The organism is Aulosira sp. FACHB-615 (genome assembly GCF_014698045.1).
Taxonomy (GTDB): domain Bacteria; phylum Cyanobacteriota; class Cyanobacteriia; order Cyanobacteriales; family Nostocaceae; genus Nostoc_B.
The window spans coordinates 24,072-35,377 of the sequence record NZ_JACJSE010000047.1 but is presented as its reverse complement, the minus strand read 5'-3'; the positions used below and the strand labels follow the sequence as shown (position 1 = coordinate 35,377).

Below are 11,306 nucleotides of genomic sequence, written 5' to 3'. Positions count from 1 at the left end.
CCCCTGTCAATCCTGCGGATTGAATTAGTTGTTGGTCAATTCGTCGCCGCCCAAAAATTCATCCCACACTGCCCTTTGGGTCAGATGTGGGGCTTCTTTTTGTTTAAGCTAAAAGCAGAAATTTGCTAAAGTCCCTTGCTTCCCTGGGTTCAATGTGTGATACTCTTAATCCAAGATAAAGTACGGTAAATCGATAAAGTTACCGAGTTAAAAAGGATAGGATTCATGCAGCTACTCTGGTTCATCCCTACCCACGGCGATGGGCGCTACTTAGGAACAGCAACAGGCGGTAGAACTGTTAGCTTTCAATATTTTCGGCAAATTGCACAGGCAGTGGATGACCTGGGTTACACAGGGGCTTTATTACCTACGGGTAGGTCTTGCGAAGATGCCTGGGTTGTGGCATCAACTCTAGTATCATTAACTCAACGGATGCGTTTTTTGGTGGCGATACGTCCGGGTTTGATGTCGCCAACGTTAGCCGCGAGGATGGCGGCGACGTTTGACCGCCTGTCTGGGGGGAGGTTGTTGATTAATGTCGTGACGGGTGGTGATCCGGTGGAGGCGGCTGGAGATGGCTTGCATTTGGATCACGATGAGCGTTATGAATTAACAGATGAATTTTTGACGGTATGGCGATCGCTTGTTAGTAGCGAAACAGTTGACCTCAAAGGTGAGTATCTAGATATTCAAGGCGGCAAAATTGTGTTTCCGCCTGTACAGCAACCCTATCCGCCGTTATGGTTTGGTGGTTCCTCAGCCATTGCCCAAAAAATCGCCGCCAAGCACGTAGATGTTTATTTAACTTGGGGTGAACCACCAGCGCAAGTTGCTGAGAAAATTGCCGCAGTTCGCAAACTTGCAGAGATTGAAGGTAGAACTTTACGGTTTGGCATTCGGCTGCACGTTATTGTGCGGGAAACTGAAACTGAAGCTTGGGACGCAGCTAATCAATTGATTCGCTATGTGGATGATGAAGCGATCGCCAAAGCCCAAAAAGTTTATGCGCGGATGGATTCGGAAGGGCAACGCCGCATGAGTCAGCTACACAAAGGTAGCCGCGAAACACTCGAAATTAGTCCAAATTTGTGGGCGGGTGTGGGTTTAGTGCGCGGTGGGGCAGGTACAGCACTGGTAGGTGATCCCGATACAGTCGCCGCCAGAATGCAGGAATATGCAGACTTGGGAATTGAAACCTTTATTCTTTCTGGCTATCCCCATTTAGAAGAAGCTTATCGCGTTGCAGAATTATTATTCCCCCGTTTGCCGTTAGAAAACTTGCCCAAAGTTGAAGAACAACACATCATCAGTCCCTTTGGCGAGATTGTTGCTAATGAAGAATTTCTGAAGCAGCAGCCTCAGCACAAAGCTGCGTCCATATCCTAAAAAGTCAAGGAATGGGAGATTAGCCGCTATGTTACATCAACAAATTGACGAACAAATTGCCCAAAAAGAAGCTTGGTCATTGCGGCGACAGTTAGGCATACCCAACAATAAACGCTTGTGGGTACTAGCCTGCATGGACGAACGTTTACCAGTAGAAAAAGCTTTAGGAATTGGCGAAGGCGATGCACATATTTTTCGTAACGCTGGCGGGTTAGTTACAGATGATGCCATTCGGTCGGCGATGTTAACCACACAGTTTTTTAACACCAAAGAAATTATTGTGATTAACCATACCGAGTGCGGCATGATGAGTGCTTCTGGAGACTTTCTGAGTGAAGTGTTACGCAGCCGAGGGATTGATGTAGATGCAGTTGCAGTTGATCCCGCCTTACCAGAGTTGAAACTACCCAAAGGTGTGTTTTCCAAATGGATTAAAACCTTTACCGATGTGGACGAAATCTGCAAACAGCAGGTGGAATTGTTACGTCAATCTCCGTTGATTCCCGATGATGTGGTGATTCATGGCTACATCTGGGAAGTTGAGACTATGAGTTTACGCCGCCCCTACGAACGTTTAAGTGAGAAGGTCAACACAGCCGAGGCTATGCAGACCAAGACAAAATCACCGTGAATTAATTGTATAAATTAGGAGTGTATTTACATGACTCGGATTTTAGCGATCGCTGGTAGTCCTTCCCATCCTTCCAGAACCTACGGAATTTTGGAATATGCTGCCAAACTATTAGAAAAAGAAGGTCTACACATAGATATTATTTCTGTGCGCGATTTACCTGCGGAAGATTTAGTCTTTGGCAAGTATGACAGCCCCGCCTTAGAACAACCCAAAGCTTTATTAGCCCAAGCCGACGGCGTAATTATTGCCACCCCAATCTACAAAGCTGCTTATACAGGCATACTCAAAGCATTTTTAGACTTACTCCCACAAAAATCATTGACTGGCAAAGTCGTGTTACCCTTAGCAACTGGCGGCACAATTGCCCATTTGTTAGCCATTGAATATGCCCTGAAACCCATCTTAGGCGAGTTAGGCGCACGGCATATTCTCGCCACCGTGTATGCAGTTGACAAACAAATTCAAAAGCAACCTGATGATAGCGTCCTGCTAGATGAGGAACTGGAACAACGGCTAAAAGACGTGCTGCAAGAGTTCGCCAAGGCTGTGAAATTCTCCGCGATTGAATCTCCACAACTAGCACACGCTAACTAATACACAAGTTTATACCTCCGCTTACTTGCTACAGATGGGTAAATTTTATCCATCTGTTTACTTTTGACTTTTGATTTTTTACTTTTGACTTCTCCGGCTTTGCCGGAGTGCCTCTTGCTATAACTTTAAAATTACCCGTGCCAAATTGAAATAAATCAAGACCCCTAAGACATCGACGGCTGTGGTGATAAATGGTGCAGACATCAAAGCTGGGTCTAAACGTAACATCCGAAATAAAAATGGCAGTGTGGAACCAGAAACCGAAGCTAAAACCGAAATCGCCACTAAACTAGTACCGACGGCGATCGCAACTTCAATTCTGCCTTGTAAAAAATATGCCCAAATTGTAGCGATAATCCCCAGCATACCACCCAAGAGTAAACCAGCGATCGCTTCTCTGCCAATTACTTGCCATGTGCCGAGTGAGCGAATTTCTTCAGTATTCATCCCCCGAATTACTACTGTCGAAGATTGAGCGCCAACGTTACCGCCTGTTCCTGTTAATAACGGAATAAATGCTGTTAGCGTAACTACTTTGGTTAAAATATCTTCTTGGGATTTAATAATTGTGCCTGTAACAGTATTAGTAATTAATAAAACAAATAACCATACGACTCGTTTACGAGCAACTTCCATCAAGTTCATCTGGAAATAATTATCGCCACTCGACTGTACACCACCACCTAACGCATAAATATCTTTGGTGGTTTCTTCTTGTAAAATATCAATTACATCATCAACCGTAACAATACCAACTAAAAGCTGTTGTTTATCTACCACAGGTACAGCTAAAAAGTCATATCTTTGGATAACTCTTGCTACTTCTTCTTGGTCTGTATCTGTGCGAACGAATATCACATCACGGGTCATGATTTCCCCAATGATTTGTTCTGGTTGAGATGTTACTAAATCTCGCAAAGATACAATCCCTGTCAAGCGTCTTTCTGCATCTGTGACGTAGAGATAGTAAATTATTTCGCTGGCATTAGCTAAACGGCGAATCCGTTCTAGAGCCTGAGTAACTGTAATATTTTCCTTGAGAGAAATAAACTCTAAAGTCATAATTCGTCCGGCTGTATTAGGTTCATAACCTAACAGCAAAGCCGTAGCTTGACGTTCTACCGGACTTAATTGTTCTAGTAAACGGTTGACAACTTTGGCAGGTAATTCATCAAATAATCTTGCTCTGTCATCCGAAGACATTTGATCGACAATATCACGAACTTCTTGACTTTTTAATTCTTCAATTAATCGTTCTTGTACACTATAGTCAAGATACTCGTAAACTGCGATCGCTTCATCTTTAGAAAGTAAACGAAAAGCTAAAGCGTGCATCGCTTCCGGTAAACCTTCAATTGCTTCAGCAATATCCGCAGGTTGTACGGGTACAAGAATTGATTTTGCCGCTTGTAAATCTGCTGCTTCTAACAGCATTTGCAGTTGAGTTCTGACTAAATCTCGCAATTCTCTACGGGACACATCCTGGAACGGAGAATTTAAGTTGTTTGTCTCAGTCAATTTCCACTTTCCTCAGCCAGTTTTAATAAGGTTGCTGCCCCTAGTCTATGAGACAATGCCGGAAGATGAAACCTTAAATGATGTAACTTTTTTTACTTTAAATCAACTTTTCTCAAATTTTTCCTATTAACGTAGCAAATAGACTGTTAATTCATGCTCGAAACTTAGTCAAGAAGGGGAGTGTGGGAGGTGTGGGAGGTGTGGGAGGTGTGGGAAGGGTGGGGAGTGTGGCTGACAGGTGTAGGTTTTTTACGTTATGCCCCAAAAACCTTGATTTAGGGTGTAGGGGTGTAAGGGTGTGAGGGGGGTGGAACTCTGATTAAATCGTGATTTTTAGAGTCGCTACTCATCACTCTGTTAAAAACCTACACTTGTGAGGGGGAGTGTGGGGGGTCTGACAGGTGTAGGTTTTTTACAAAGTGGCTAAAACTATGATGATTACGTGGTCAATATGTCGGATTATGAACCTTGTTTTTCTGTGTTGTGTATGAATCCGTAATTTTTGACCTGATGCTGAAACGACGACTTAAGTGTTCCAGCAATTGGACAATCGAATCTTAAATTTTTGAGTGAGTTCAAAACGCTGATTTTCAAGTATGGACTCATGCTTATGTAAAAAACCTACACCTGTCAGGTGTGGGGGGTGTGGGAAGATGAAGAAAGGAGCAGTCGAAATTAAAGAAGATGGAAGAAAAAGGGAAAAAGTATTTTAGAAATCATGAGGATTTAGCCATTTATCAATTAGCATTTGAGACAGCAATGCTAATTTTTGAATATTCTAAAAAGTTCCCAGTTGAAGAAAAATATTCATTAACTGACCAAATTCGTCGCTCCTCTCGCTCTGTCTGTGCAAATATGGCAGAGGCTTGGAGAAAACGGCGATATAAAGCCGCTTTTGTCGCTAAACTCAATGATTGTGAAGCAGAGGCAGCAGAAACTCAAGTTTGGTTAAAGTTTGCTGTGAAATGTCAATATCTTACCGTTGAACAAGGAAGAGAACTCTACGCTCCTTACAATCAAGTCCTTAGTGGGTTAGTCAAGATGATTACCCATCCAGATGATTGGTTACTTGACTAAATTCCCATACCTCCCACACCTCCCACACCTCCCACACTCCCCACACCCCCCACACTCCCCACACCCAATCTCACCAGTACTATTAGTCTGCCATCTCTCAAGAGAAGGAATTACTAATCTATCTAGAACAAGTTTTGAAAACTTCGGCAAAACAACTATGGTGTTTTCGGGTAATAATAAACTTTGTTACTCGATAGCGTTGCTGGTAACGGAAATGACGCGCCCTCCCAACTCAGAGAATGATCAGGAGCCAATTAACCGTCGTTTATATCTCCTACTTTTCAGTCGTAGTAGTTTAGTTATAGGAATTTTCTTGCTTGCTGGTATTGCATCAGGAATTTGGTGGGCAAGAAATTATGTGTATAACGATTTAGCGCCGTTAGTAGAGACAAATCTAGAACAATTACTAGGGCGACCAATTAATCTAGGGCAAGTGGAGTCTTTTTCACTTTCGAGCCTGAGATTTAGTTCTTTATCCATACCTGCAACACCTACTGATGCTGACCAAGTAACAGCAAAGGCTGTTGAGGTGCAGTTTGCGCTGTTACCAGTCATTTTCAGCCGCACACTACCGTTAAATGTCACCTTGGTGCAGCCGCGTGTGTTTATTCAACAAGATCAAGATGGTCGTTGGGTGACAGCAGAGGTGAACAGTGGCGAAGGTAAAGGAATTATTCAAACGCAATTACAAACACTGCAAATTGTTGATGGCAGTGTAGAACTTTTACCAGCCCCTGCACCAACTAAACCAAAAGGTTCTGTAATAATTAATCAATTCGCTGGTGGGGCGCGATTTGCACCAAATAATACAGAGATTGGTTACGAAATTAATGGTCAATTTGCTAGAGGTGGTGCGGTTAAAATTACTGGGTCAACACAACCAAAAGCACAAAAAACTAATCTACAGGTTGTCGCCCAAAGTTTACTAGCATCTGATGTTAGTCGATTAATTCAGTTACCCATTGTTTTGCAAGCAGGAAGAGTTAGTGCTGACTTGGGTGTGCAGATTCCTGCAAATGCGTCAGAGATAGCGATTACCGGGACAGCTACTTCGTATCAAGTCACAGCCCAAATTCAAAATATACCCCAACGCTTCATTAATTCTAACGGTAGATTAGTATTTCAAGGTCAGGCGATCGCATTAGATAATCTCACCACAAATTTGGGCAAAGTTCCTCTTCTGGCCAATGGTACAGTCAATCTCAAAACAGGTTTTGACCTTTCCGCCCAGGTAAAATCAGTCAGTGCGAAAAATCTTTTAGATACCTTCAACGTTAAATCTCCCGTCGTCGCCACTGGGGAAGTTCAAGCCAAGGTCAAGGTGCAAGGTTCTCTGCAACAGCCAGTTCTTAGCGGTACAGTCAGCAACACCAAACCTCTGCAAGTTGACCGGGTGCAGTTCCAAGCTGTTAATACTGACTTTCGCCTCAATGTCAATAAAAATGCTTCTCAAATTACCATCTCAAATCTTAAACTTGTCCCCGCCGCAGGTGGAATCATTACAGGTGGTGGTCAAGCAATATTAGGGGGTCGAGTAAAATTTGACCTACAAGCCGAAGGTATTTCAGGAGATATACTGGCGCAGAGATACGGGATTACACCACCAATTAGCATCGGTAATGTCTCAGCTAATACACAAATTACTGGTTCTCTAGGCAGACAACCTTTAACCCTCAACATTGCCAGAGTTTTGGTGCAACCACCAGCCGGAGGGCAAATTGTCGGCGGTGGTCAAGTGCAACTAGCGCCCCAAGGTAGAGTATTGTTGAATGTTCTCGCCCAAAATTTGCCAGGGGATGTCATCGCCAAAACCAACAACTCTGCATCTAGCATCAAAGTCGGGAATGTCTCAGCCAATGCTAGGGTGTTTGGCTATCTGGGGAATTTGCGGACGGTCGCCCAAGTACAAGCGCCGAATGCTACCTACCCAACCATCGGTGCAGCAGTAATTGAGCAACAAGGGCAGAATCTTGTTTTGCCAACGGCTGTGTTTGATGTAGCAGGTAATACCATCACTGCTAAGGGGCGGGTTTCCCAAAACCGTTGGCAAGCTGTTGTTAATACCGAAAAAGTTCAGTTAAGCCGATTTAAAGAAATTCCCGCCCAATTCCAAGGTGTATTAACGAGTGCATCGGTGAGTTTGTCGGGTAGTACGAAATCTTTTCAAGCCACAGGGGAAGCAAATCTCAACCTGGCGGGGGGTAGAGTCAATATCAGGGATATTAACTTGAATAATAGTCGCTGGCAAGCAGTGGCGAATGCTTCCCAAATTCAACTCAGCCGTTTTTCCCAGATTCCCGCCCAATTTCAGGGAGTATTAACTAGTGCTTCTGTGAATTTATCAGGCAGCACGAAATCTTTCCAACCAGAAAATATTCAAGCTTCTGGACAAGCAAACTTGAGTGTGGTGGGGGGTACAGTTAACATTAGGGATGCTAACCTGAATAATGGTCGCTGGCAAGCAGTGGCAAATGCTTCTCAAATTCAACTCAGCCGTTTTTCACCCCAACTACGCGGTAGGCTGAATGGGAATGTCCAGGTGGCTGGGAATACAAAATCTTTTGCCTTAGCAGATATTCGCGCCGCCGGACAACTCCGCGCCAACCAAGGAATAGCACAGTTAGCACAACCATTGTCAGCCGAGTTTCGCTGGAATGGTCAGCAAATTATTGTGCCACGGGCGACGACACTGGGGGTAAGTGCGAGTGGTGCGATCGCTGTACAATTACCAGCAACAGGTACACCGAAAATCGCCGGCTTTAATTTCGATGTCCTGGCGCAGAATTTCAACCTCAATAATACTGGTGTGCAAGTTCCCGGAGATATTGCTTTATCAGGTTTTGTTGATTTTAATGGGCGAGTCACAGGTACTCCAGAAGTTCCCCAAGCTACTGGTAATGTGCGGCTGCGGAATTTCAATGTCGGAAACGTGGCATTTGACCCCGTTTTAACTGGTAATGTGAATTTTCAAGGCGGACAAGGGGGAAGTCTGCGCCTCGCAGGTACACAAGATAGGATAGCTTTGAACCTCGATGGTAATTATCGCCCAACTTCCTTTTTAGTCCGGCGTGATGGCGCTGTCACCACAGGTAGAACCGAGGGAGATAATTTAATTATCAACGCCCAACAATTTCCCATCGCTTTGGTTAGCGGCTTTTTACCTAACAATAATTTAAAACCCTTGGGTGGGCAATTATCAGGCAATTTAGTAGTTAATCTGAATAATTATGCAGTGGCGGGAGATGTGGCAATTTCTCAGCCCCGTGTTGCCAGAGTTTCCGCCGCAGAATTTCGTGGTAGTTTTAACTATGCCAATGGTTCGGCTAACTTAACTAATGGTCTCTTACGTCTGGGAGAAAGTAGCATCGCCCTCAGTGGGAGTGTGCAAACTGGCAATAACCCCCAATTTCAAGTCCAAGCGAATTTAGTAGAAACGAGAATACAAGAACTTTTACAAGCGTTTAATATCTACGATTTTCAAGATTTAAGTACAGGTACAGAACCACCCACACTAGCAGGTGCAACCGCACTCAACACCACATCTGTGCGCTTACCCAATGCAGACTTGCTCAGACAGCTAGAATACTTCTCTAAAATTGCCACAGCCACAGAACAGCAACAACAGCAAGCGAAAAAACAAGCACCGCCTTTACCCAGCTTGGCAGAATTAACAGGTGCTTTGAATGGAACCTTAGTAGCCAGTGGTTCTTTAAAATCTGGGTTGAATGCTGGGTTTAATCTCCAAGGTAATAACTGGCAATGGGGACAATATACGATTAATCAAGTTATTGCTCAAGGTAATTTTGCCAATGGTGTTGTGACACTTTCACCCTTGAGTATTGGCATCAATCAAGGACAGGTAGCTTTTGCCGGCAAATTAGGACTGAACCAACTGGCGGGACAGTTGAATGTAGCTAGTTTGCCGTTATCTTTATTTCAGCCGTTTATTGCCCAATATCCGCTAGATGTCACAGGTGAAGTGAATGCTGTGGCTAATTTGCAAGGTAATTTCCTCAACCCCAGCGTAAATGGTGAAGTATCGCTGGCGAATGCGACTCTGAATAACCAACCAGTGCAGACAGGACAGGTAAAATTTGCCTACGAAAATGCCCGCTTAAATTTTGACAGTGCGCTACTGCTGACAGGAACTCAACCCATTACAGCTACAGGTAGTATTCCTGCACCCTTACCCTTTACCTTCGTCAAACCAGCTAGTAATCAAATTAGTGTCCAGGCGAATGTGAGTAACGAAGGTTTAACACTGTTAAATCTGCTGACTAACAATCAAGTCTCATGGCTAGATGGACAAGGACAAGTAGCTGTGAATGTCGGCGGTACGTTAAACCAGCCAATTATTAACGGCAATGCCACATTGAATAATGCTACTATTCGCGCTCAAGCTTTATCGGAACCGCTCACAAATATCACGGGAACAGCCCAGTTTAACGGCAATATAGTAAATATAGAAGGTATTCAAGCTAATTACAATCAAGGGTTAGTCACAGCATCGGGAATTTTGCCAATTTTTACACCCCAGTCCAATACAACCAATCCTTTGACAGTATTAATAGAAAAACCCCTAGATTTTCAAGTTCCTGGTTTGTATGCAGGTGGTGTGAGCGGTAATGCGGTGATTCAAGGAACAGCACTCAAACCACAAATTGGCGGTGAAATTGAACTGAGTGATGGACAGGTAATTATTGGCAACTCCACCACTGCTAACACTCAACCAACAACAAACGATAATATTGACATCAATATTAGTGCCGTTACACCCACAGAAACTAAACCTAACTCTACGACTACTGCTGCTGTAACTAGACCTAATTTACCTGTGGCGTTTGACAACTTACGCTTGAGTTTGGGTGATGATGTGCGGGTGACAAGTCAATCTTTACTCAGTTTTGTACCGGGAGTAGGCGGCTTTAGCCAACCCATACTCAGTTTTAACGCCAAAGGTGACTTAACAATTAACGGTACATTAGCCAAACCTCTCCCCGAAGGAGAAATTCGGTTAACAGGCGGAAGAGTCAGTTTATTTAGCACCGAGTTCACCTTAGAACGCGGCTATGAACAAACAGCCACCTTTACCCCCAGTCAAGGACTTGATCCTACCCTGAATGTGCGACTGTTAGCGATCGTCCCTGAAACTTCAGCAATCAATAATCGGATTTTAAGATCCCCTGCATCGGCAGAAATCAGCGATGCTTCTGCGATCAATTTTGGCACTTTACGCACCGTGCGCGTACAAGCAAGGGTGACAGGACGGGCTAGTAGATTAAACGAAAATTTAGAATTGACAAGTCAACCCCGCCGCAGTCAAGGAGAAATTGTGGCTTTACTGGGTGGTTCAATTTTGAATAACTTTGCTCAAACCGGAGATATCACCCAAGGGTTAACTAATTTTGCTGGTACGACAATTTTAGGTAGTTTACAAGGTACGATTACTGCGATCGGTCAAGCAATTGGTTTTAGTGAATTTCGCATCTTTCCTACTCCCATTACAGATCAAACAGCAAGACGCTCATCAGTTCTCGATTTATCAGCCGAAGGTGTATTCAACCTAAATCGAGATTTTTCTGTTTCTTTATCACGACCATTATTTAGCAGTGATGCGTCCTTCCGTTACAACGTCCTCTATCGACTCAATGACGAAATTTTAGTACGCGGCGCAACCGATTTAGGCAATGAAAATCTACTGTTCTTTGAATATGAAACTCGATTTTAACATCAACATTACGCACAACGGTTGTCTGTGAGGGTATAGCAATCCTATCTGAAGTTGTGAAAAAGTATTTTTTTTAACGTAGACGCGAAGCGGCTTCCCGTTCGCGTAGCGTCTCCCTTTGGGAGAAGGGTACCGCAAAGGACGCAAAGGACACAAAGAAAGAAAAGAAAGAGAATTTCACAAATGATTTAGGATTGCTATATAAGGGTTTTGAACACTTACAGACCTATACCTCCTCGTAATGACATCTTACTCTTTGCGCCTTTGCGCCTACCCTGCGGGAAGCCGCTACCGCGTCTATGCGTGAGACAAAAGTCTATATTTACTTATTAGCAAAATCAGTAATAATAGCTTCAAGTTAACGACCAA

General features: G+C 43.8%; 6 protein-coding genes. 5 read left to right on the top strand and 1 reads right to left on the bottom strand.

Translation table 11 applies throughout. From position 1 onward, the window contains the following. The first annotated feature begins 225 nt into the window (after positions 1-225). Genes ssuD through ssuE form a run of 3 tightly spaced genes read left to right on the top strand, consistent with a single transcriptional unit; the run spans position 226 to position 2,614 of the window. Entirely contained in the window at positions 226-1,386 is a 1,161-nt protein-coding gene (gene ssuD, locus H6G77_RS32865) for an FMNH2-dependent alkanesulfonate monooxygenase (protein ID WP_190673172.1), read from the top strand. Positions 1,387-1,414: 28 nt separating this feature from the next. Continuing rightward, positions 1,415-2,017 (top strand): carbonic anhydrase, encoded by a 603-nt coding sequence (locus H6G77_RS32860; protein WP_190673175.1) that lies wholly within the window; start codon positions 1,415-1,417, stop codon positions 2,015-2,017. A gap of 30 nt (positions 2,018-2,047) precedes the next feature. Continuing rightward, complete coding sequence (ssuE, locus tag H6G77_RS32855; RefSeq protein WP_190588843.1) at positions 2,048-2,614, top strand: NADPH-dependent FMN reductase; 567 nt, start codon at positions 2,048-2,050, stop codon at positions 2,612-2,614. 117 nt (positions 2,615-2,731) lie between these two features. Here ssuE and mgtE read toward each other — a convergent pair whose 3' ends face one another. Next, positions 2,732-4,132 carry a magnesium transporter gene (gene mgtE, locus H6G77_RS32850; protein WP_190588845.1) on the bottom strand — a complete coding sequence of 467 codons (1,401 nt, stop codon included), beginning with the start codon at positions 4,130-4,132 and terminating at the stop codon, positions 2,732-2,734. 684 nt (positions 4,133-4,816) lie between these two features. Between mgtE and H6G77_RS32845 the strand changes: the two genes are divergently transcribed. Further along, a complete protein-coding gene (locus tag H6G77_RS32845; RefSeq protein ID WP_190873808.1) occupies positions 4,817-5,209 on the top strand; it encodes a four helix bundle protein in 393 nt (130 codons plus the stop codon). A gap of 214 nt (positions 5,210-5,423) precedes the next feature. Continuing rightward, positions 5,424-10,937, top strand: coding sequence for a translocation/assembly module TamB domain-containing protein (locus H6G77_RS32840; RefSeq protein WP_190873807.1), 5,514 nt, complete (start codon positions 5,424-5,426; stop codon positions 10,935-10,937). The last annotated feature ends 369 nt before the right edge of the window (positions 10,938-11,306 follow it).